This window comes from Arminella tubonensis, assembly GCF_003240585.1.
Lineage (GTDB): Bacteria > Pseudomonadota > Alphaproteobacteria > Rhizobiales > Rhizobiaceae > Rhizobium > Rhizobium tubonense.
This window is the reverse complement of record NZ_PCDP01000003.1, coordinates 73,186-95,769: the sequence shown is the minus strand read 5'-3', so window position 1 is coordinate 95,769 and position 22,584 is coordinate 73,186. Positions and strand designations below refer to the sequence as shown.

Below are 22,584 nucleotides of genomic sequence, written 5' to 3'. Positions count from 1 at the left end.
AACTCCGGTCGCAGCCTACCCGGTCAAAACAGGACATCAATCATGAAAATCATCGTCATCTGCTCCGGCGGATTGGATTCGGTTTCGCTTGCGTACAAGGTCGCCGCCGAGCACGAACTCGTAGGGCTTCTCTCGTTCGATTACGGCCAGAGGCATAGGAAGGAACTGGATTTCGCCGCGGCCTGCGCCCTCCGCCTGAAGGTTCCGCATCAGATCATCGATATCCGCGAGATCGGCCGCCACCTCGGCGGCTCGGCATTGACCGACGATATCGAGGTGCCGGATGGACACTATGCCGAAGAGAGCATGAAAATAACGATCGTGCCCAACAGAAACGCGATCATGCTTTCTATCGCCTTTGGCGTTGCCGCGGCTCAGAAGGCAGATGCGGTCGCGACGGCCGTCCATGGCGGCGATCACTTCATCTATCCCGACTGCCGCCCGGCCTTCATCGACGCGTTCCAGCTGATGCAGAACCAGGCGCTGGACGGCTATGCTGACGTCACGCTCTACGCCCCCTATGTGAACATTTCCAAGGCCGATATCGTCTCCGATGGGGCGAAGTACAATACGCCGTTTGCCGAGACCTGGTCCTGCTACAAGGGTGGCGAGCACCAATGCGGTCGCTGCGGAACATGCGTCGAGCGGCGCGAGGCATTCCACCTGGCCGGCATCGACGATCCGACCAACTACGAAGACCCGCACTTCTGGGCGGTGGCCACGGGCAATCTCTGCGCGCAGGAGATCAAGTAATGTACCGGATCACCAAGGAATTCCATTTTTCGGCCTCGCATCAGCTGAGGGCCTTGCCGCTGGAGCATCAATGCGCGCGCCTGCACGGCCACAATTACATCGTTGAAGTCGAGCTTTCGGCGCCTGAACTCAATGAGCACGGCTTCGTGCGCGATTATCAGGAACTCGCGGCACTCAAGCACTACATCGACGACAGCTTCGATCATCGCCACCTCAACGAGGTGCTCGCCCATGATCAGGTGACGGCGGAGTGTCTGGCGAAGCACTTCTACGACTGGTGCAAGGCACGGCTGCCGGAGACCTCAGCCGTGCGGGTGAGCGAGACGACAAAGACCTGGGCGGAGTACCGGCCGTGACCCGCTCAAGGCCTCTTGAAATACGCGTCAGCGAGATATTCGGACCGACGATCCAGGGCGAGGGGGTGCTGATCGGCCTGCCCACCGTCTTCGTCAGAACCGGCGGCTGCGATTTTCGCTGTTCGTGGTGCGACAGTCTCCACGCAGTCGACAGCCGCTATCGTGATGAATGGAGGCCGATGTCGACGGAGGAGGTCTGGAGAGAGGTCAAGAACCTCTCCGGCGACAAGCCCCTAATGGTTTCGCTCTCCGGCGGCAATCCGGCTATCCAGCCATTGGGCGAGTTGATCGCGCGGGGCCACGGCGAGGGGTATCGTTTCGCGCTCGAGACGCAGGGATCGGTCGCCAAGGATTGGTTCGCCGACCTCGATGTGCTAGTGTTCAGCCCGAAGCCACCATCGAGCGGAATGGGAACGGATTGGCGAACCCTTGACGCCTGCCTCGAAATGGCTGCCGGAAAACCGCAGATCGTGCTGAAGATGATTGTCTTCGACAATGCGGATTTCGCCTATGCCAAGGACGTCGCCGCCCGCTACCCGCATCTGCCGGTCTATCTGCAACCGGGCAACCATACGCCGCCATCTCCCGACGTTGAGGACGATTTCGTCGATATCGATGGCCTGATGGAACGCATGCAATGGCTGATCGACAAGGTCGTCGAAGCCAAGTGGTTCGAAGCCCGCGTCCTGCCGCAGCTCCACGTGATGCTCTGGGGCAATCGACGGGGGGTATAGCGCCCCGCCAAGATCAATCCCCTCGGTGATGTTGCAACGACGCCTATTCTAACAAAGGGATGTTCAGGCCCGCTTTTAGCAGGCCATCGCCAGATGCTCCGCTGTCGCTGCGTCTCTCGGCGTTCTGCGTCGTCGTAGACGAAGCGTCCAAAATCGGGGCGTTGGGACAAAGGCGTGCCCAGGGCCACTTTTTCGTCATCCGGCCTTTCAAGCTGGGCGTAAAGGGAAGCCATCATCATAGGCGCCGTATAGGTCGTCGAGCCGGATCGCGTATGGAATACTCAAGAGCCTCGAAGTCGTTGCCCTTATTGTATTCCGCCCATACCAGCCCGATATGTCGGGCAATAAAGCCCTTGATAGTGTAGCAACACCTTTTTTTTACCAAGGCTCCTCTTTCATCGGCTTGGTCGATGAATGCCTGCGGCCTGCCCAGCCGGCGCGCCTCGTTCACTGCGCGAGCGATGCAGGGCTTAGCAAAGGCTATGATTTCAGCAGAAATCGGCACGGCTCTAAATTTGGGCATTTTTCTTGCCAAAATTGCTGCGATGCGGCATCACTTGAGTCATGACGCGTCCGGATCTGACCATTCTTGTAATTGACGAGAACGCCATTCGCTCCTCCATCATCGAGGAAGGGTTGCGTGAAGCCGGACACCTGCGCGTGACCGTGATCCATGAGGTCAACGGCGTGGCGCGGATCATCGAGACACTGAAGCCGGATGTCATCATTATCGATCTCGAAAATCCCAATCGCGATATGATGGAGCATTTGTTCCAGCTCACCCGGACCGTCAGCCGCCCCATCGCCATGTTCGTCGATCGTTCCGATACCGCGTCGATCGAGGCCGCAGTGGAGGCGGGCGTGTCGGCCTATATCGTCGACGGCCTTAAGAAAGAGCGCGTCAAGCCTATCCTGGACATGGCGGTCAGCCGCTTCAATGCGTTCAGCCGCCTGCAGCGGGAGCTGGCGGATGCGAAGTCCGCGCTGGAGGAACGCAAGATCGTTGATCGCGCCAAAGGTATCCTGATGAAAATGCGCGGTTTGTCTGAAGAGGAAGCATTTGCGCTGCTGCGCCAGACCGCAATGAACGAAAAGAAAAAGATGTCGGAGATCGCGCAGAGCGTGGTCACGGCCGCCAACCTGTTGATGTGAGGTCGGATGCCCTCGGTATTCGGACCGCAATGAACATCCGGAGGGAGCCGGAATGAATATGATGACGAAAAGCGGCAATGACGGGAATGGGCTTCCCGCCCCGGCGCGTTCGAGCGGGGAGGGCTCCAGGGTCCTGCGCGCCGGTTTCATACCGCTCGTTGACGCGTCGGTCCTGATTGCTGCCGTGGAATTCGGTTTTGCTCGAAAGGAAGGCCTGGTCCTCGAACTCGTCAAGGACGTTTCATGGGCGAATGTTCGCGATCGGCTGGCTTTCCGCCAATTCGACATCGCGCACATGTTGTCCCCGATGCCGGTCGCTTCGATGCTTGGGCTCGGCTCGAACCCGTCACCGACCATCACACCCTTTTCTCTCGGCAAGGGCGGCAACGCCATCACGCTATCGACAAGGCTTTTCGAGCGGATGAAGGAGGCGGCCGGACTATCAGAGACCGCAAGTGCGCTTGAGAACGCCCGCGCATTGGCGAGCGTGGTTGAAGCGATGAAACGGCGGGGAGAGAACTTGCCGACGCTTGGCATGACCTATCCGTTCTCCTCGCATAATTACGAATTTCGCTACTGGCTTGCCGCAGGTGGCATCGATCCCGACAGGGATGTGAAGCTCGTGGTGGTTCCACCGCCGCTGACCTCCGATGCTCTGGCGGCCGGTGCAATCGATGGGTTCTGTGTCGGGGCGCCGTGGAATATGGTTGCATCAGAGCGGGGCGTCGGGAGGATCGTCGCAGCCAAGCAGGACATTTGGCCCTCGGCACCTGAAAAGGTAATCGGGATGCGGCCGGAATGGGCGGAGGGCCACCCGGAGACCGTCTCCCGCCTGATCGTTGCGCTCGATGCTGCGGCACGCTGGTGCGATCGCTCCCAGAACCACGATGCGTTGGCGGAAACACTGGCAGATGCCAGATACATCGCTGCCCCAGTCGACATCATCCGTCGTGTGCTTGCCGGCCAATTCAACCTCGATGCCAAAGGCAACCGCCGCGACATCGACGATTACTTCATTTTCCAATCGGGGTTTGCAAACTATCCCCGCCCGAGCCAGGCCCTGTGGATCTACAGCCAGATGGTTCGTTGGGGGCAGTGCGATCTCAATGTGGCAGGCACGAAATCAGCCGCATCGGCCTTTCGACCTGATCTCTATCGCACAGCCCTCGGCAACGAAAATGCCCCTTCGGGGTCCGATATCCGCATGGAAGGCGATGAAGACGGCGACAGGTTCATGGACGGGCATGTTTTCGACCCGTCCCATCTGGCGGAATACGTCAGGGGATTTGCCGTTGGCCGTGCCTCCGGCGATGCTACCAACGACGAAGAAATCTGATTTCTTGTTCGCTACTGCACAAATACTTCGCAGCTGGCTTTATGCAATCGCACAAAATAGCTGCGTATTTTGCTTGAGCCTGAAAAGTAGGCAACGGCTCTTCATTGCATATTTCGTTTCTATTACAGCCACTTAGAAACATATTTCGAAACTGGCACACGTCTTGCTTTATTTGAATTGCTCTGGTCAACGGCGATCGGAGCGAAATGAACGCGAGATATGCGTTCGCCAAAGACATCGACGTCGCAAGGTTTTTGCTGTCCGGGATTTGTTTCCTACGGACGCAACTTCCAAGCGGCGTTTTTTTATTCGCAAAATTCCGTCAGCCCAGCAGAGGGAAGCTCCGCATGAAGACCATATGGACGAGTAGCATCAGCCGCCGAGGCATTCTGAAGACGACCGCAACCGCCGCCCTGATCGGCGCAATCAAGGCTGCTTTTCCCTCGGGTGCGTTTGCGGCCATGGCGGTGCCGGAAGTCACCGGAGCCAAGCTCGGCTACATCGCGCTGACGGATGCGGCTCCCCTGATCATTGCCAAGGAAAAGGGCCTTTTCGACAAGCACGGGCTCCCCGATGTTGAGGTCGCGAAGCAGGCTTCCTGGGGCGCCACGCGCGACAATCTCGTACTTGGTGGTGCCGCAAACGGTATCGACGGGGCTCATATCCTCTCGCCCCTGCCTTACCTGATGCAGACCGGCAAGGTGACGCAGAACAACCAACCGGTAGCGATGTCGATCCTTGCTAGGCTCAACTACGACAGCCAGGGCATATCGGTTGCCAAGGAATACGCGGAGACCGGGGTCGAACTTGATGCATCGAGGCTGAAGGCTGTTTTCGCGCAAAAGAAGGCCGAGGGCAAGGAGATCAAGGCGGCGATGACCTTCCCGGGGGGTACGCATGATCTCTGGCTTCGCTACTGGCTCGCTGCCGGCGGTATCGACCCCGACAAGGACGTTTCGACGATCGTCGTTCCGCCGCCGCAGATGGTGGCCAACATGAAGGTCGGCAATATGGATGTGTTCTGCGTCGGCGAACCGTGGAACGAGCAGCTCGTCAATCAGGGAATCGGATTTACCGCCTGCACCACCGGCGAAATCTGGAAGGGCCACCCCGAAAAAGCACTGGCGATGCGCACGGAGTGGATCGAGAAGAACCCGAATGCGGCCAAGGCCCTGCTGATGGCGGTGATGGAAGCCCAGCAATGGTGCGACAGCATGGACAACAAGGACGAAATGGCCGCCATCCTCGGCAAGCGTCAGTGGTTCAACGTGCCGCCTAAGGACGTCCTCGGTCGCCTCAAGGGCGACATCAACTACGGCAACGGCCGCACCGAAAAGGGCACGGATCTTTACATGAAGTTCTGGGCCGGTGGGGTGTCCTATCCCTTCCAGAGCCATGACACCTGGTTCATCACCGAGAACATCCGCTGGGGCAAATTCGCGCCCAATACCGATATCAAGGCACTCGTCGGCAAGGTCAACCGCGAGGACATCTGGCGTGCGGCCGCAAGGGATCTCGGCCTGGCCGCGGCCGATATTCCGGCCACGACATCACGCGGCAAGGAAACGTTTTTCGACGGTAAGGTGTTCGATCCGGAAAACCCGTCTGCCTATCTCGACAGCCTTTCGATCAAGGCGGCGTCCTGAACCGATGCCGGCTCCTTCAATCGTGCGTGAGGAAAATCCCATGGTCGCAACAGCGCGCAAACAAGATCCGACCGCATCGCCCCCCTCGACGGCATCCGAGAAGGTCGTCGTCCTTTCTCTCAAGCGCTCATCGATGCCGCGCTTGCGGCGGATCGCAAACGCGGCGGCCGTCAATATCCTGCCGCCGATTTGTGTCCTGGTCATTGTCCTCCTCGTCTGGCAGGTGCTCTGTTCGGGAGCGGGTGCAACGCTGCCGCCGCCCAGCCGTGTATGGGAAGACAGCTACGACCTCATCGTCTCTCCATTCTTCAACAATGGTTCGCAGGATATCGGCCTCGGCTGGCGGGTACTGATTTCGCTGCAGCGCGTGGCTTACGGCTTCGGATTTGCCGCAGTCATCGGCGTCCTGATCGGCGCCGTCATCGGCCAATCGGTCTGGGTGATGCGCGGGTTCGATCCGATCTTTCAGATTCTGCGTACGGTGCCGCCACTTGCCTGGTTGCCGCTTTCGCTCGCCGCCTTTCAGAATTCCAACCCATCGGCGATCTTCGTGATCTTCATCACGTCGATCTGGCCAGTGATCATCAATACCGCAGTCGGTGTCCGCAATATTCCGCAGGACTATCGCAATGTCGCCAAGGTGCTGAGGCTGAACCAGCTCGAATTCTTCTGGAAGATCATGCTTCCGTCGGCCGCGCCTTACATATTCACCGGCCTTCGCATCGGCGTCGGCCTTTCCTGGCTGGCGATCGTTGCCGCAGAGATGCTGACTGGTGGCGTCGGTATCGGCTTCTTCATCTGGGATGCGTGGAATTCGTCGCATCTGTCCGACATCATCGTGGCACTGGCCTATATCGGCGTCGTCGGCTTCGCCCTCGACAAGCTGGTTGCCGCCGTCGGCAGTGCCGTCACTCGCGGAAGCGCTACAGGCTGAGGGAAGCAATCATGAACGCCTATCTGAAGCTCGATCATATCGACAAGCATTTCGATCGGGGCGACCAGCGCGCCGAGGTCCTGAAGGACATCAATCTTACCATCGGCAAGGGCGAATTCGTCTCAATCATCGGCCATTCCGGCTGCGGCAAATCCACCTTGCTCAATCTCATCGCCGGGCTGACGGCCGTCTCCGCGGGCGCGGTGCTGCTCGAGAACCGCGAGGTGAACGCGCCCGGGCCTGAACGCGCAGTCGTCTTCCAGAATCATAGCCTGCTGCCCTGGTTGAGTGTCTACGAGAACGTCAATCTCGCCGTTTCCAAGGTGTTCAGTGGGCGCAAGACGAGAGCCGAGCGCCATGACTGGGTGATGCGCAACCTGGATCTCGTACAGATGGCGCACGCGCGGGACAAGCGGCCAGCCGAGATATCAGGCGGCATGAAGCAGCGCGTCGGCATTGCTCGGGCGCTTGCCATGGAGCCGAAGATCCTGCTGCTCGACGAACCCTTCGGCGCGCTGGACGCCCTGACCCGCGCCCACCTTCAGGATGCGGTGATGGAGATCCATGCGCGGCTGGGCAACACGATGATCATGATCACTCATGATGTCGACGAGGCCGTGCTGCTGTCCGATCGCATCGTGATGATGACCAATGGCCCGGCCGCCCATATCGGCGAGGTGCTGGAAGTGCCGATCCCACGACCCCGTCATCGCATTGAGCTCGCATCCGATCGGATCTACCTGAAATCACGCGAGGCCGTGCTCAAGTTCCTTTACGAGCGCCATCGCTTCGTAGAAGCCGCGGAGTAAGACATATGACCCAGAAACTTGTCATCATCGGCAACGGAATGGCACCCGGGCGCATGCTCGAGCATCTCTTTGAGGCGGCACCCGGGCTCTACCAGGTCACCATCTTCAACGCCGAACCGCGGGTCAACTACGACCGCATCATGCTTTCACCCGTGTTGTCGGGCGAAAAGAGCTACGAGGAAATCGTCATTCACGGCGATGGCTGGTACATCGAAAACGGCATCACGCTTTACAAAGGGCACAGGATCGTTGCCATCGATCGGGCAGCAAAGACGGTCACGTCGGACCACGGCATTACCGAAAGCTACGACAAGCTGGTGATCGCCACCGGTTCGGTGCCCTTCATCATTCCCGTGCCGGGCAGGGATTTGGCTGGTGTGCTGACCTATCGCGATCTTGACGATGTGAATGCTATGTTACTTGCGGCCCAGTCGCGAGCAAAGGCCGTGGTCATCGGCGGCGGTCTGCTGGGGCTCGAGGCGGCGGCCGGGCTGAACCTTCGCGGCATGGACGTGACCGTATTGCACGTCAATCCAACCCTCATGGAACGTCAACTCGATCCGGCGGCCGGCTACCTGCTTCAAAAGGCAGTCGAGGAACGCGGTATCAAAGTGATCACCAAGGCCAACACCAAGGCGATTGTCGGCGACGCCAAGGTTGAGGGCGTGGAACTTGCCGACGGCACGATCATCCCGGCGACCCTGGTCGTCATGGCGGTCGGCATCCGGCCGAGCGCAGCACTTGCAAAGGACGCCGGCCTGGCGCTCAATCGCGGCATCGTCGTTGACGCGGGGATGGGGACATCGGACGGCGACATTCTTGCGATTGGCGAATGTGCCGAGGTGGATGGGAATGTCTACGGTCTCGTGGCTCCTCTCTACGAGATGGCACGTGTTGCAGCCGCCCAACTCGCCGGCGATATGACGGCCTCATTCGTTCATTCCGATACGCCGACAAAGCTCAAGGTGACCGGAATCAACCTGTTCTCCCTCGGTGACTTTGCCGATGGCGATGATCGTGAGGAGATCGTGCTCCGGGATGCAGCAGCGGGGGTCTACAAGCGCGTTGTCCTGAAGGACAATCGGATCATCGGCACCGTTCTATACGGCGAGACGTCCGACGGTGCCTGGTTCAACGACCTGAAGAAAAAGGCGACCGACATCTCGCAGATGCGCGAGACCCTGATCTTTGGTCAAGCCTATCAGGGAGGGTCTCCGCTGGACCCTATGGCGGCCGTTGCAGCCTTGCCGGATGATGCGGAAATCTGCGGCTGCAACGGCGTCTGCAAGGGCAAGATCGTCTCGACGATCACAGCAAAGGGGCTAACGGCGCTCGATGAGGTTCGGGCCCATACGAAGGCCTCGGCCTCCTGCGGCTCCTGCACCGGCCTTGTCGAGCAATTGATGTCACTGACGCTCGGCGAAGGCTACAATCCGAAGGCCGTGCAGCCGATGTGCACCTGCACCGAGCTTGGTCATGATGACGTCCGCCGTCTCATCAAAGCCAAAGGCCTGAAGACAATCCCAGCCGTCATGCAGGAACTGCAGTGGAAGACATCCTGCGGCTGCGCCAAATGTCGACCGGCACTGAATTACTATCTCGTCTGCGATTGGCCGGATGAATATGCCGACGACTATCAGTCGCGCTTCATTAACGAGCGCGTCCATGCCAACATCCAGAAGGATGGCACCTATTCCGTTGTTCCGCGCATGTGGGGCGGGGTGACAAGTGCTCTGGAATTGCGGGCCATCGCTGATGTCGTCGACAAGTTCGAAATCCCGATGGTCAAGGTAACCGGCGGCCAGCGCATCGATCTCCTCGGCATCGAGAAAGAGGATCTGCCCGCAGTGTGGGCTGATCTCGGGAAGGCCGGTTTCGTCTCAGGCCAGGCCTATGCCAAGGGCCTTCGAACAGTGAAGACCTGCGTCGGCTCCGACTGGTGTCGCTTCGGCACGCAGGATTCGACCGGACTTGGCATCCGTATCGAGAAATTCATGTGGGGTTCGTGGACGCCGGCCAAGCTGAAACTGGCGGTTTCGGGATGTCCGCGCAATTGCGCCGAGGCGACCTGCAAGGACATCGGAGTGATTTGCGTGGATTCCGGCTTCGAGATCCATTTCGCTGGTGCGGCCGGCCTCGATATCAAGGGCACGGAAGTTCTTGGCCTGGTCAAAACGGAGGATGAAGCGCTGGAGCATATCGTGGCACTGGCGCAGATGTACCGGGAACAGGGCCGCTATCTCGAGCGCGTGTATAAATGGGCAAAGCGTGTCGGCCTGGACGAAATCCGTCGCCAGATCATCGGGGACGCGGATAAGCGCAAGGGCTATTTCGATCGCTTCGTCTTCAGCCAGACATTTGCGCAGGTCGACCCCTGGTCGGAGCGCGTGTCGGGTAAGGACAAGCACGAATTCCGTCCGATGGCGACGCTCGACATCAACCAGGCTGCGGAGTGATGGATATGAACTGGATCGCGATCGGCGATATTTCCGATATACCGCTGCGGGGCGCGCGCTGCGTAAAGACGCCCGGCGGCAAGATCGCCGTGTTCCGTACAACTGACAACGAGGTCTTCGCTATCGAAGACCATTGCCCGCACAAGGGCGGCCCTTTGAGCCAGGGCATCGTTCACGGCAGCTCCGTAACATGCCCGCTGCACAATTGGGTGATCTCGCTCGAGACCGGAAAGGCGCTCGGCGCGGACGAGGGCACCGTGCGAACCATTCCGGTACGCAACGACGGTGGCACGCTATTTATAGCGATGCCCAGCATGCTGATGGCGGCGGAGTAGGCATGGCGGTGGAGGTCAAGTCGACCTGTCCTTATTGCGGCGTCGGTTGTGGTGTCTTGGCAAAGGTCGCCGATGATGGGGCGGTCACAGTTAAAGGCGATCCTGACCACCCGGCCAATTTCGGCCGTCTTTGCTCCAAGGGCTCGGCGCTTGCCGAGACGATCGATCTTCATGGGCGGGTCCTGCACCCGGAAGTCAACGGCAAGCGCGAAAGCTGGGAAAAGGCGCTCGATCTTGTGGCGGCGAGGTTCAGCGAAACGATCGCCGGACACGGGTCGGGCTCGGTTGCCTTCTACGTCTCGGGCCAATTGCTGACGGAGGACTATTATGTTGCCAACAAACTGATGAAGGGCTTCATCGGCTCGGGCAATATCGATACGAATTCGAGGCTTTGCATGTCGTCGTCGGTCGCCGGCCATCGCCGCGCCTTCGGGTCGGACACCGTGCCCGGCATCTATGAAGATATCGAGCTTGCCGACCTGGTGATCCTGACCGGGTCCAATCTTGCCTGGTGTCATCCGGTGATCTATCAGCGCCTAGCGGCCGCCAAGGCGAAGCGCCCCGCAATGAAAGTCGTCGTCATCGATCCGCGCAGGACGATGACGGCCGATATCGCCGATCTCCACCTAGCAATTCGCCCAGACGGCGATGTGGCGTTGTTCATGGGGCTTCTCGCCCATCTCGCGACCACGTCGGCGGTCGACCAGAACTATATTGCGGCGCATACATCCGGTTTCGGCGAAGCTTTTGCCATCGCATCGCAGCTCACCTTCAGCGATCTCCTCGATCAGACCGGCCTGCCGGCCACGCAGTTGCGCCAGTTCTTCCGCCTGTTCGAAACAAGCGAGAAAACGGTCACCTGCTACAGTCAGGGCGTCAATCAGTCCTCGTCAGGCACCGACAAGGTCAATGCCATCATCAATTGTCATTTGGCGACAGGGCGCATTGGGCGGCCGGGCATGGGGCCATTCTCGCTGACGGGTCAGCCGAATGCCATGGGTGGCCGTGAGGTCGGCGGCCTTGCCAACATGCTTGCAGCTCACATGCAGATCGAAAGCGCAGACGACCGGGACAGGGTCCAGCGTTTCTGGAACACGCCATCGGTGGCCGACAAGCCAGGGCTGAAGGCAGTCGACATGTTCCGGGCTGTCGGCGACGGACGCATCAAAGCTATTTGGATCATGGCAACAAATCCCGTTGTTTCCATGCCGGATGCCAGTGCGGTCGAGGCGGCGATAAAAGCCTGTCCGTTCGTCGTGGTCTCCGATGTCCTGAAAGTGACCGATACCTCCCGTCATGCCGATGTTCTCCTCCCCTCGCTTGGTTGGGGCGAGAAAGAGGGCACGGTTACCAACTCGGAGCGGAGGGTTTCCCGCCAGCGTGCCTTCCTGAGCGGGCCAGGCGAAGCGCGCGCGGATTGGTGGCAGATGGCCGAGGTTGGCAAGCGCATGGGCTTCGGCCACAGCTTCGCCTACGCAGCGGCCGCAGATATCTTTGCCGAACATGCCGCACTTTCGGCCTTCGAAAACGACGGCGATCGCGATTTCGACATCGGTGCCTATGCGGAAATCGATGCCACCGCCTATGATGTCCTCGATCCCTTCCAATGGCCCCAACCTCGGGGCAAGCAGCGGCAAACAACGCGTTATTTCGCCGACGGCGGCTTCTATCATCCCGACGGCAAAGCTCGGTTCGTACCTGTGACCGCTCCGCAACCAGCCGAGGCGAACGCCTTGTATCCATTCACGCTGAACACCGGCCGCATCCGCGACCAGTGGCATACGATGACGCGAACCGGAAAGAGTGCCCGGCTTTCTGCTCACATTGCCGAGCCCTTCGCGGAAATCCACCCACATGATGCCGCAAAAATCGGTGTGCGCAGCGCCGAACTCGTCCGAATTGAAACTTCCTACGGACAGGCGATCGTCCGGGTGCTCGTCACGGAACGCCAGGCCCGGGGTAGCCTGTTTGTACCGATGCATTGGAACGATCAATTTGCCTCCAGGGCGCGCATCGACAGTGTGGTCGCTGCGAAAACTGATCCTGTGTCCGGCCAGCCAGCCTCCAAGAACGTCGCCGTCGCGGCACATGCGGTCACGACCAACTGCTACGGCTTTGCGGTTTCCTCGACAAAACCTCAAAATCTCGACGCAGCCTATTGGGCGCTCGCAAGGGCAGATGGCGGTTGGCGCCTGGAACTGGCCTTCGATGGCGCAATCGAGGATTGGGCGACATGGTGCCGTCAGACATTCGATATCCCAGCCGATATCGAACCGCTCCGCTATACCGACCGCCAATCCGGTGATCTCAGATTTGCCTTTTTTGACGGCGATCGATTGCTGGCCGCGCTGTTCCTGGCCCGCCAACCCGTGGCGGTCGCGCGCAATTGGGCTATTGCGCAATTGACCACGTCCCATGCAGATATCAGGACACGCTTTGCAATCATCGCAGGTCGTCCCGGGGCCGGAAAGTCTGATCCCGGTGCAACAGTCTGCTCCTGTTTCGGCGTCGGTCTCAATCAGATAACGGCGGCGGTGCATGGGGGCTGCCGTAGCGTCGACGCGATCGGCAAGGAGTTGAATGCCGGAACCAATTGCGGTTCCTGCCGCGCTGAGATCAAGGGAATCATCGACAGTTGCTATGCTGCCGCTGCGGAATAGCCGTCGGCACCTAAAACTGTGTGGTGGGCGCCAGAAATATCAGAAAACACATCGCACAAGTATCTGCTGCCAAAAATCCGCAATTTGGCAATATTGATTTGCGATAGCTGTATGAAGCGATGGTATCCGCATCGGGTGGCTAGTTGTTCGTGAATCATATACAGGTACGACGAGCGTATCGGCTACGACATTGAGCGTGGTTTTTGCAACTCGATTTTGGGAGCCAGTCTCAGGCAAGCCTGAGACGTTTTGTTACCGGCTATGAAGCAAGTCTCACAACGCATAATCAAGCTCGCGCAACAAGACAAGGTCGCACCCGCAGAGGCTGGACAGCCTCATACGAAATATGCTCTCCGGTGGTTGTTGATCGCGGTTTGCGTCGTATTTTGGCTTGCGGTGGCTGCACTCTTTTTCATTTGGTGAGGTGCTTCTCGTTCCGGGCGAGCAGCACGACACCGACCGTCTTCCACAGGATGTGCATGTCGGTCGAAAACGAGCGGGTGTGGTAGTAGTCGACATCGAACTGGACCCGCTGCTCGTAGGACGTGTTGCACCGCCGCTCGACCTGCCACAGGCCCGTCACCCCAGGCGTCATCGACAAATAATAGTGAACGTGGGGACCGTAGCGTTCCAGCTCCTCGTGTACGATCGGCCTCGGTCCAACAATGCTCATCTCGCCACGCAAGACGTTGATAAGCTGCGGCAGCTCATCGGCACTGGTCATGCGCAGAAATTTGCCCAAGGTGTGGACCCGCGGGTCATTGTTCAATTTCCGAACCGCCAGCCATTCCTGCTCGCGTTCGGGTTCGCGGGCAAATAGCTCGGCCAGCCTTTTGTCCCCGTCCTTTCGCATCGACCGGAACTTGAGGCATCTGAATTGGCGCCCGCCATGACCGATGCGGGTATGCCGATAGATCAACGGCCGGCCATCGACAATCAAAAGTGCTAGCGCGATCAATAGAAGGGCCGGCGAAAGGAATAACAGCGCCGCGCCTGCAAAAACGATGTCGAATAGCCGCTTGGACCGATTGTGCCTTACCGATACTAGCGGTTCGGCAGCGTCTTGTTCTTCTTGCGCTATTCCCCGGAAGGCCGATAGCATCTACTACACCCCTTGATACTTCCAAACCTAAACTAAGTTGTCAGCCCACCACCGGTTTCGCAATTCAACTTGCCGGTCATTCTTTAGTCACATAGACGTAGCTTCGGACGATAAAGGCTGATGGCGTTTATTTGATCGACTAGCCTGTCGGCCAATTTGTCGGTCGAGCGTTCATTCCGCCATTGGTCACGCTGTGACTTCCGCGTTTAACGGGCGTATCGTTTTCACTGCATGGTTGTCGGCTCTTGCGAGCACGCGGCCGTAAACTTCGAGAAGCGCTCGACCCCAAGCCTCGGGCGTGTTGGCGAGGCCCCCGGCCGATCGCAAGCAATTGGCGCTCATTTGGCGTATGAGCGTGTCGTCGTCGACAAGCCGGCCGATCGCGGCGGCCAAGGACTCTGGGCTGCCCGTTCGGAAGGTCACACCGCAACCGCGCTGCATCACGTCAGTCGAAAGCAGTGCTGCGTCCGGCATGATCACCGGGATACCGCTGGCAATTGCTTCGACTGCCGCAAGAGCGAAGGGCTCGGGAACGCGGGATGAAATGATCACCGCACGGGCCTCGCCGATCAATTCGTGGATTTCGTCCTTTGTCTTCCAGCCGTGGATCATGCATTCGGGGAATTTCTCTTCCAGTAGAGCGCGCCCGGCACCATCGCCGATGATGCGAAGCCTGACCCCAGCCAAACGCGCAGCTCTGGCCGCGTCCTCAAATCCCTTTTCGGGTTCCAATCTGCCGATGAAGAAGAAATCACGATTGTTCCAGGGCGAGGCCGGTGTGGAAAGAAGCGCCTCGACTGGATTGGCAATTGTCTCGATATCTCTTGTGTGGACGCCGGCCCGAACGAAATATTCGCGCATGCGCTGATGAACGATCACGATGTTGGCCGGCATCTGCCGGATCGGGAACAGTTGCTCGCGCAACATATGGCGTGCCGAGCGCCAGACCTTCTCGTGGTAACCGCGCTTGTCGCATTGTGTCGTCAGGCAGGCCGCAGACATCGGGCTGAGTTTACAAACCTCATGCGTGCGGTAGTTGGCAAAACCTCCGTTCGGGCAGGACAAAAAGTAATCATGCGCATGGAGGACGACACGCTCTCTCACCCCCTGCAGCGCCCGGAAGATCGAGGGAGACAGGATCTTCGACCATCCGTGAACATGATAGATCGTCGAGCTCGTATCGTTCCGCTCGATCAGCTCGCTGAGAGCGCTGAAAGCCCTCCTGTTGTAGAGGCCACCCGCGAGCGCTGCGAGCCTGCTCTGCTGGAGCAGCGTGGCGCCATCGAGGTTGATGGTATCGCCAGCCGGCTGTTCGTCGCCGGCGGCGTCGCCGGCGAAATAGGTCACCGGGATACCCGCACGGGCAAGCAGATCGGCTGAAAGGATCGCCAGGTTCGACGCGCCCCCGACCTTCGTGGAGCGGTCGTTAATAATGACGACGCGGTCGGGTCGGCGGTCGGTCATTGTCTTAATCCAATGCCTCCACATTTGCCGGTGCCAGCCTGCCCGTGAGCAGATCCAGGCAAGCAAGCGCATTGCCCCTGAGGCGACCTTTGCGATCCACCCAGGGTTCCGGCTTCCAGACCTTGACGAGATTGGCCGCCAGGTTGCGCACGATCTGAACGCCTGCATATCGGATGCTCATGGTTCGCTTTCGCATGAGGTAGATCGGATTGGCGATCTGCGAATAGCCGAAGCGCACGCCCGGTGTCCGGCCCATCTTGGCGCCGAGATGGACGCCCTCCATCTGCTTGCCGCAGACCACTTCACCGTAACGCGCAAGGATGCGGCTGAAGTCGACGTCTTCCAACCAGCCATATGCCGGCAGGTTTTCGTCGAAGCGAACGTTTCCGGCGATAATCGCCGAAAGACGGATCGCCATGTTGCAGCCATATGCGTTGTAGATCGGCTTGAACATCGCGGCGAGTTCGGATTTCCGACGCCCCTTGGCCTCGACCAGCTTCATGCCGTCCTGGACGGAGATGCCGGGTCCGGTGATGCCGTCCGCAAGCACGGTTCCGGTGGCCATAATGATATCGCGATGACCGCGGAACAGGCTTTCGGTTTCCTCGATATAGGTCGGAGCCATCAGGAAATCGTCGTCGAGGAAGAGCACGACATCTGCGCCCTCGATATCGTCGAGGATATGGTTCCTCTGGCTGCAGGATCCCCGCTTCGATGTCAGCACCCTGATTGGGAAGTCCAGCCCGGATAGGCAACGTGGATCGATGTCTTCAGGCGAGGCGACGCAGACGATCACCTCGTCCGGCAATCGCGTTTGTTTGGAGATATGCGGCAGCACGGCGCTCAAGATCTCGCGACGACCGGTGCTGGCGATCCCGACCACGAGCCTCAGCGGAGGTGCGCCTGGCTTGTCGTCAATCCTGTTGGTCAATGAGGACCAAGGCGACGAAGTCGGCGGAGTCCGTCTTGCGCCTTTACCTTGAGCCTTGCGGTCTCCCTCGTCGCTGCAATTGTTGACGACACCGAGGAGCCTTATCTTCCCACTGCCGAAGCTTGCCAGCGCGTTCGAAAGCCGGTCAATGGTCATCTTTCTCGACCGGCCGACAACGACGACCACCCCATCAAGGTAGCTGCAGATGGCGCGCGTATCCGCTGAGTCTTCGAAAGCTGACATATCGACCATGACGACATCGTAGGATTTGCGCAGCAGTTCGATTTCGGACCTGAGTGCAGGCAGATGCCCGTATCGCTGCGTCGGCAGGACAAGCTTCTCCGTTTCGGTGATGGTCAACACGGGGACTGCACCGCTTGACGGCATTTCACCGCCGAAATGGCCGGCACGGTGCTCGACGACCGTGCCGAAGCCTTCTGAAGAACCCATATATTTCAACGATGCCGCGTGAAGCTGCAGCGGTTCCATCCCGAAATCCTCCCCGGAATCGGTTGCGACACGGCTAAGCTGGGCACTGAGGAAATCCGCATCGACAAGCACCACCGAAGTGCCTTCGTTGCGATAGAGCTGAGCCAGATTGGTTGCGATGGTCGTCTTGCCTTCGCCGGCGCCGACGGATGTGATGCCGACGACAATCGACGACCGCGGCGGAAAGGATGAGTCGACCGAGCTTTTTACGCTTCGCAGCGCTTCTGAAAACCGCGAGTATGGCATGTCCAATACGAAACGGAGTGGAAGCAGCGCGCTGGAGGCGGCAAGGCTGGACCTGCCGGCATAGGCAGACATAAACGAACGGTTTCCGCAGACCGGGACGTCGCCGAGTGATGCGATCCCGAGTTCGCGCCGCAGTCGTCCCTTGGAGTTGACGCGCCTGTCCATCCCGTCACGCATCAAGGCGATAAAGAGAGCCGCCGCGATACCGAGCAGAGCGGCAAACGGGATGACGATCGAGGTCTTCGGCCATGTCTTTGCGAGGGGCGGGGTTGCCGCCGTGACGACGCGGGCATTTCCGAGCGGAAAGGACTGTTTCTGCAGGGTGCCGATCAGCTGCTGCAGAATGCTTTCATACATGCGGCGGTACGTCGTCGCGCGGCTTTCCAACTCGGTCAGATCAACGCGAGCAAGGTTCTTGTCCGTGCCGGTGGAGGTCAGTGCCGCCAATTGTTCGCTGAGGAGCTTTTCCCTTGTTTGTGCGACCTCGAGATTTGAACGGTAGACGCCCTGGATGCGGGCGAACTCGTTTCTCATTTCGCCTTTCAGGCGTGCGATGTCGTTCTGGGCGTTTGTAATGGCCGGATTGCCTGTTTCGTACCGGCTGGTCAGGTCGTTCAGCTTGACGGTCGCGACGCCGATGTCCTCCTGAAGTTTCTGGATACGGGCGTTGTTGATCGTCTCTGCGACATTGCCGTCGGTCGTTTGGCCCGACATGAGGCGATTGAGGGTGTCCAGCTTGGCGGATTCGGCTGCAGTCTCGGCGCGGGCCGCCAAGGCTTGGCTGCTGATTTCCGACAGCTCCTGCTGGTCCAGCGAGGATTGCTTGCCAATGTCCATGATGCCGTTCTTGGCGCGAAACTCTTCAACGGCCATAGCAGCGTCCTGAGCTTGTCCGCCGACTTCGATCAGGCGAGTCTCCAGCCATTTTGCGCCGCTTTCGGCCGCTGCCGCGCGTTCACTGAGCCCGGTGCGCACATAGGCATCCGCAATCGCGTTGGCCACGCGTGCCGCCTTTTCGGCATCGGTAGAGCTGTAGCCTATCTCGAGAATGTAGGACTGTCCGACACGGATCACCGAAACCCGCGACAGGAAGGCCGCCATGGTGCGCCGGGTTGCATCTTCATGCGACGACGCTGCCACGGTCTCGCTCTTGGGTGCCGGCGCGAACCAGGATGCGAACATCCGGAACTGGTCGCGGATGACTGACTGCCATGAGCTGCCGCTTGTCAGTTCGGGATCCTTGTCGAGGTTGAGCGTCTTGATGACGGAGCGGGCGATCGCTTCTGATTTGACGATTTCGACCTGGCTGGCGATTTCGGCGGCCTCGATGATGATCGTCCCGCTGAACGAATCCTGTGATTCGATGCGTCCCTGCTCGGGATCCATGACCAGGCGCGTGGTGGAGGAATAGACCGGAGTTTTGGTAGTCGAGTATATGGCACCTAGGCCAACGCTCACCGCGGTGCAGATGACAAAGACCTGGAGGTGACGGTGCAGGAATGCTCCGATATCACGGAATGAGACATATTCCTTGATCGACGATGATTTGAGGTCGATGGGTTCCCGCGGGCCGAGATTACCGATGTCGTGAGCTGCCATGTTTGTATCCGATTTTGCGTTGGATTTCATGTTGGGCGCGCTTATTGTGATTGATCTGCTGCGCGCGGCAGCTGGTCCGTGGCGATCGAGGAGACCATCGCACCGTCGATGCTGCTGGAGACGTTGTAGCGAACCTCCAGAACGTCGGCGGGCTGCAGGGTCGCTCCCTCCGGCACTTTCTGCGCGTCGCCGCCGTCGCTGCCATGCGTTACCCAATATTCCAACGGCTGCAGGTCGACGGATTTCAGACTTTGCTCCTTGGAAATCGAGGCGCCGGCAATCTGAAGCAATTGCAGCGTCGTCATTCTCTTGAGCTTGGTGTCTTCGATCTCGATGTTGGTCGCTTGCAGTTCCTGGCCGACGTCGGTCTTGCGCTGTCCCTTGAGGTTGAGGGCATCGCGCTGGGTCTCGCTCACCTTCTGTTTTGCCTGCATCGAAGCAACGACCATATCGAGCTTGCCGCTCTGCATATCGGCGACGATGCGTTCAAGGGAAGTCTTTCGCGAGGTGGTCAATATCTTGGTATCGACCAGTTTCGAAATGTCGTCCAACTCGTCCTGGGCGATCTTGACCTGCCGGTCTTGCGAAACCATTTTTTCGTCGAGAACGCTGATTTCGTTCGTGAGGAGCGTTTCGAGGTCGGTGGCGGACTCCAGTTGATGGCGCAAGGCATCGGCGCGAGCCGTGAATAGTGTATTCTCACTGTTGACGATCTGCCGGATCGGCGACCCTTCCGGCGCGGCCACGAGTTCCGGCGGAAAATCAATCGCCGGCTTGTCGTTGAGCTCAGCCAGCAGACGCGCCTTGCGCGCGCTCAGCTGCTTCAGCTGGAGCTCCATTCGATTGAGCTCGCCGGCATAGGTGATTTGCTGGGTGTCGGAATATTCGCCCATCGGGTTGGACCGCCGTTGGCGACCCCCGGCCATCGCGATCGCCTGCTTGACGGTGAGGCCAGGTCGATATTCGAGTTCGCTCGGTTTTTCGACTGTGCCGGTCACATATATCATAGGATATTTTATGACCTGGACGGAGGCGACCGGCGGTTGGGCAAGGCCAGTCAGCTGTTTCAGCGTATCGCCGATATCGGTTGCCAATTCGCTGGTCGTTTTATCGTCGACCTTCATTTCGCCGATCATCGGAATAGAGATCGTGCCTTCCGGCGAGACGACATATTCGCCGTTGAGCGCCGTCCATTCCTTGTATTCACCGGTCGACGCAAGCCACTCGACGACGCCCACCTTCACATGGGTCTCGGGCTTCAATCGATAGAGGTCCGAACCGGCATCTGCCCGCCCGGCAAGGACGGGGCCGCTGATGGCAGAGACGATAACGATACCAAGGATTATGCCCGGCAACTTTCGGCGGGTGGAGATGGAGGGTAGAAATGCCTTCGACATCGACGCGATCTCATATTCATCGGGCGCGCTACTTCCAGGCACACGTTACTTTAGGGCCATAGCGCTGGATGAAGATAATCGTCTGAACAGATGCGGAGTAAATCCCCTGCGATATAAACGAATATAATCCCTTATGAGGATGCGACGGCCGCAGCGGTTGCGGATGTACGAGGGGATATCGGCGTTTCAGATAATAGTGATACCGATTTAAGTCATTTGGTCATAATCACTACCTTTATGGATGCGGCCGGAGACCAATGGTCGTTCTGTCCAAGCTGTCTTTTCTCTGCCGATGATATCTGATCAAACGGAGAGATCAGATGCGCGTTGCCATCGTTCACTATTGGCTGGTCTCGATGCGGGGCGGCGAAAAGGTTGTTGAAGCGCTTTGCGATCTCTATCCCGAAGCGGACATTTTCACGCTCGTCTATGATGAAAGTCGTGTTTCCGAGAAGATCAAGAAGCACAAGGTGACGTCCTCGTTCCTGCAACGGGTTCCGGGCGCCGTGCGTCACTATCAGTCCTTGCTGCCCCTGATGCCGTTTGCGCTCGAAGGCCTCGACCTCAGTGGTTACGATCTGATCATTTCAAGCGAGTCCGGCCCTGCCAAGGGTATCATTCCACCGCCGAACGCGGTGCATATCTGTTACTGCCATTCGCCTATGCGGTACTTGTGGGATCACTATCACTTCTACCGATCGACCGCCGGCTTCGCCTCGCGACTGCTCATGCCGATCCTCGCGCCTCTCCTGCGCTCCTGGGACGTCAATACAAGCCTTCGCGTCGACCGCTTTATCGCCAATTCGCACCACGTCAGTGGCCGCATTGGCAAATACTATCGGCGGCCGGCCACGGTGATCTATCCGCCCGTGTCAGTCGAGGATTTTGCGATCTCGGCCGAAACGGACGATTTCTACCTCTGCGCCGGCCAATTGATACCCTACAAGCGGATCGATCTCGCCGTCCGGGCCTTCACGAAAATGGGCCGCAATTTGGTGGTAATCGGTGAGGGCAAGGAACTGGCGCAACTGAAGCGCATCGCCGGACCAACCATCACCTTCCTTGGTCGGGCTCCGTTCTCGGTTCTGAAGGAAAAAATGGCCCGGTGCCGCGCCCTGATTTTCCCTGGTGAAGAAGACTTCGGCATCGTGCCGGTCGAAGTAATGGCGAGCGGCCGACCGATCATCGCATTCGGCAGCGGCGGTGCATTGGAAACGGTGGTCCACGGCCAAACCGGCATATTGTTTGACGAACAGTCCGAACAGGCGCTGATCGAGGCGGTTGAGGCCTTCGAGGCGGATGAAAGTGCATTTCGCCCCGAGGCGATCCGAGCGCACGCCGCCCAGTTCAGCACGAAGAGCTTCCTGACGAGCATGCGGTCGATTATTGCCGAGGAATTGCTGGCTCGAAAGGCCTCCGCATACAAGACGGTCGCCACCGTGGCGCCTCGGCCCCGCATTGTCGAGGAAACAATGCCGGTTCCAACGCTGGATATGCCGGCTCATCCCGGCCTCGGTGAGCAGGCGATCGTCCATGCTCCCCAGTTCTGAGAAACGGCGGTCGCGATTGCGGGGACCGTCGGACGGCGTCACGAGTTTATTGCACTGCAACATAACGTGACTTGCGGCACCGGCATCGCAGCACTATCTTATGGTTATCGAAGCGTTTCAACTCCTCCCGAGGCGCTTCGTCCCGACTGACAACACTCCTCCTCCCAGGTTGTCGGTCATTATCAAGAGCCCGGTGCACCTCCTCCCGCACCGGGCTTTTTTTGTTCCGATACCTGCGAAGGGTCGCCGGCTCACCGGCCGAGATCGCGCCGCCATTTCTGGCGACACGATGTCTCATCCCATCATTTGAAGGCTTGGTCCTAGGCGACATCCAACTGGGTTGCGTGTGCCATTTTGAGACATATGCTAGTTGTATGTTTCGGCCTGTTTGCGTCGTTTTGCGACGTCCATGACATGGGCGTCAGCGATGTCGGCAAGGACGAGGGCCACTTCGGCCTCCTGCCATCCCGCAGCCGCAGCGCGCTCAAGCAGTTCCTTGAAGGCAATATCGAGAGCTTCTTCGCATTCGCGGGCGCGTTCGATGTTGCCGGGACTGGATTTGGGTGAATGTATCTGTTTCATGAGGCTAAATTGACGAGTTTGCATTTGCAGACAAGCGAATCTTTTATGATTGA

General features: G+C 58.9%; 18 protein-coding genes. 12 read left to right on the top strand and 6 right to left on the bottom strand.

Annotation, left to right across the window (positions count from 1 at the left end; translation table 11 throughout):
• Nucleotides 1-42 precede the first annotated feature (42 nt).
• Genes queC through queE form a run of 3 tightly spaced genes read left to right on the top strand, consistent with a single transcriptional unit; the run spans nt 43 to nt 1,843 of the window.
• Complete coding sequence (gene queC, locus CPY51_RS04510) at nt 43-753, top strand: 7-cyano-7-deazaguanine synthase QueC (RefSeq protein WP_111158851.1); 711 nt, start codon at nt 43-45, stop codon at nt 751-753.
• Nucleotides 753-1,109: a 6-carboxytetrahydropterin synthase QueD gene (gene queD, locus CPY51_RS04505; protein WP_111158850.1), complete on the top strand. Its 357-nt coding sequence runs from the start codon at nt 753-755 to the stop codon at nt 1,107-1,109. Before queC ends, queD begins: the two co-directional genes overlap by 1 nt.
• Nucleotides 1,106-1,843 carry a 7-carboxy-7-deazaguanine synthase QueE gene (queE, locus tag CPY51_RS04500; RefSeq protein ID WP_244598440.1) on the top strand — a complete coding sequence of 246 codons (738 nt, stop codon included), beginning with the start codon at nt 1,106-1,108 and terminating at the stop codon, nt 1,841-1,843. Before queD ends, queE begins: the two co-directional genes overlap by 4 nt.
• A gap of 235 nt (nt 1,844-2,078) precedes the next feature.
• Here queE and CPY51_RS04495 read toward each other — a convergent pair whose 3' ends face one another.
• Nucleotides 2,079-2,366, bottom strand: coding sequence for a hypothetical protein (locus tag CPY51_RS04495; RefSeq protein ID WP_111158849.1), 288 nt, complete (start codon nt 2,364-2,366; stop codon nt 2,079-2,081).
• A gap of 41 nt (nt 2,367-2,407) precedes the next feature.
• Here CPY51_RS04495 and CPY51_RS04490 point away from each other — a divergent pair, with 41 nt between their 5' ends.
• From CPY51_RS04490 to CPY51_RS04455, 8 genes are all read left to right on the top strand, one after another.
• Nucleotides 2,408-2,995, top strand: a complete 588-nt coding sequence (locus CPY51_RS04490) for an ANTAR domain-containing response regulator (RefSeq protein WP_111158848.1) — start codon at nt 2,408-2,410, stop codon at nt 2,993-2,995.
• A 52-nt stretch (nt 2,996-3,047) separates the two neighbouring features.
• Nucleotides 3,048-4,331, top strand: a complete 1,284-nt coding sequence (locus tag CPY51_RS04485) for a CmpA/NrtA family ABC transporter substrate-binding protein (RefSeq protein WP_195909425.1) — start codon at nt 3,048-3,050, stop codon at nt 4,329-4,331.
• Nucleotides 4,332-4,678: 347 nt separating this feature from the next.
• A complete protein-coding gene (locus CPY51_RS04480; protein WP_111158847.1) occupies nt 4,679-5,977 on the top strand; it encodes a CmpA/NrtA family ABC transporter substrate-binding protein in 1,299 nt (432 codons plus the stop codon).
• Nucleotides 5,978-6,017: 40 nt separating this feature from the next.
• A complete protein-coding gene (ntrB, locus tag CPY51_RS04475; protein WP_111158846.1) occupies nt 6,018-6,911 on the top strand; it encodes a nitrate ABC transporter permease in 894 nt (297 codons plus the stop codon).
• 11 nt (nt 6,912-6,922) lie between these two features.
• Nucleotides 6,923-7,720: an ABC transporter ATP-binding protein gene (locus CPY51_RS04470; protein WP_111158845.1), complete on the top strand. Its 798-nt coding sequence runs from the start codon at nt 6,923-6,925 to the stop codon at nt 7,718-7,720.
• A gap of 5 nt (nt 7,721-7,725) precedes the next feature.
• The gene (gene nirB, locus CPY51_RS04465) at nt 7,726-10,176 is read left to right on the top strand and encodes a nitrite reductase large subunit NirB (protein WP_111158844.1); all 2,451 of its coding nucleotides are present in this window, start codon (nt 7,726-7,728) and stop codon (nt 10,174-10,176) included.
• Nucleotides 10,176-10,511, top strand: coding sequence for a nitrite reductase small subunit NirD (gene nirD, locus CPY51_RS04460; protein WP_111158843.1), 336 nt, complete (start codon nt 10,176-10,178; stop codon nt 10,509-10,511). The genes nirB and nirD overlap by 1 nt, the downstream gene beginning before the upstream one ends.
• A gap of 2 nt (nt 10,512-10,513) precedes the next feature.
• On the top strand, nt 10,514-13,171 hold the full coding sequence (locus CPY51_RS04455) for a nitrate reductase (protein WP_111158842.1): 2,658 nt from the start codon (nt 10,514-10,516) through the stop codon (nt 13,169-13,171).
• A gap of 412 nt (nt 13,172-13,583) precedes the next feature.
• Here the strand turns inward: CPY51_RS04455 and CPY51_RS04450 are convergent, their stop codons facing one another.
• The 4 genes from CPY51_RS04450 to CPY51_RS04435 form a co-directional block, all read right to left on the bottom strand.
• Entirely contained in the window at nt 13,584-14,273 is a 690-nt protein-coding gene (locus CPY51_RS04450) for a sugar transferase (RefSeq protein ID WP_111158841.1), read from the bottom strand.
• 186 nt (nt 14,274-14,459) lie between these two features.
• Complete coding sequence (locus CPY51_RS04445) at nt 14,460-15,737, bottom strand: glycosyltransferase family 4 protein (protein WP_111158840.1); 1,278 nt, start codon at nt 15,735-15,737, stop codon at nt 14,460-14,462.
• 4 nt (nt 15,738-15,741) lie between these two features.
• Nucleotides 15,742-19,002, bottom strand: a complete 3,261-nt coding sequence (locus CPY51_RS04440; RefSeq protein WP_195909424.1) for a nucleotide-binding protein — start codon at nt 19,000-19,002, stop codon at nt 15,742-15,744.
• Between the two features lie 41 nt (nt 19,003-19,043).
• Nucleotides 19,044-20,399 (bottom strand): polysaccharide biosynthesis/export family protein, encoded by a 1,356-nt coding sequence (locus CPY51_RS04435; protein WP_111158838.1) that lies wholly within the window; start codon nt 20,397-20,399, stop codon nt 19,044-19,046.
• A gap of 320 nt (nt 20,400-20,719) precedes the next feature.
• Here CPY51_RS04435 and CPY51_RS04430 point away from each other — a divergent pair, with 320 nt between their 5' ends.
• A complete protein-coding gene (locus CPY51_RS04430; RefSeq protein ID WP_111158837.1) occupies nt 20,720-21,949 on the top strand; it encodes a glycosyltransferase in 1,230 nt (409 codons plus the stop codon).
• A gap of 366 nt (nt 21,950-22,315) precedes the next feature.
• On the opposite strand, the gene CPY51_RS04425 is transcribed toward CPY51_RS04430, so the two are convergent.
• Nucleotides 22,316-22,531: a hypothetical protein gene (locus CPY51_RS04425; RefSeq protein WP_111158836.1), complete on the bottom strand. Its 216-nt coding sequence runs from the start codon at nt 22,529-22,531 to the stop codon at nt 22,316-22,318.
• Nucleotides 22,532-22,584: the final 53 nt, after the last annotated feature.